This window comes from Corynebacterium marquesiae (assembly GCF_030229635.1).
Lineage (GTDB): Bacteria > Actinomycetota > Actinomycetes > Mycobacteriales > Mycobacteriaceae > Corynebacterium > Corynebacterium marquesiae.
In genome coordinates this window covers 1-543 of sequence record NZ_JASPII010000045.1, presented here as the reverse complement: position 1 = coordinate 543, position 543 = coordinate 1, and the positions used below count along the sequence as shown (strand labels likewise).

The 543-nt window shown below is 60.0% G+C and carries 1 protein-coding gene; it reads left to right on the top strand.

Annotated features, from left to right (window positions below; genetic code table 11):
• A partial coding sequence (locus QP971_RS11300) for an HNH endonuclease signature motif containing protein (protein WP_284821793.1) occupies nucleotides 1–543 on the top strand: 543 nt, incomplete at both ends.

Here is a 543-nt window from a genome sequence, read left to right as displayed (position 1 = left end):
GAACAACAACCCCAACCACGACTGCGCATCAACTACAACCCAGATAACACCACCACATTCACACTTACCTGCGATAGCGCCACCGCCACCATCATCGCCCGCCACATCGACGCCTACACCAACCAGGCCGCAACCACCGCCGCACAAGGCCTCATCGACCTGATCCTCGAAGACACCCACACCAGCGTCGCCATCAACACGTTCACCACTACCCCCGACACCAACCTCGTCTTTCACCCCGGTGCCGGATGGATAAACCTCAACCACGCCCCCACAGACAACACCTTCATCCGCCGACTTAAAGCCGACGAGGTAGACTCCTACACCCCCAACACCGACATCCGCGCCTACACCCAAGGCAGAGACGCCACCTGCCGCTGGCCCGGCTGCACCGTCCCCGCCACCAGGTGCCAACTCGACCACCGCATCGAATACCACCTTGGCGGGCCCACCAGTCCGGATAATTTAGTAAACCTCTGCCAACACCACCACAACATCAAAACCGACCGCAGAATCCACTACATCCTCGACCCCATCACCGGC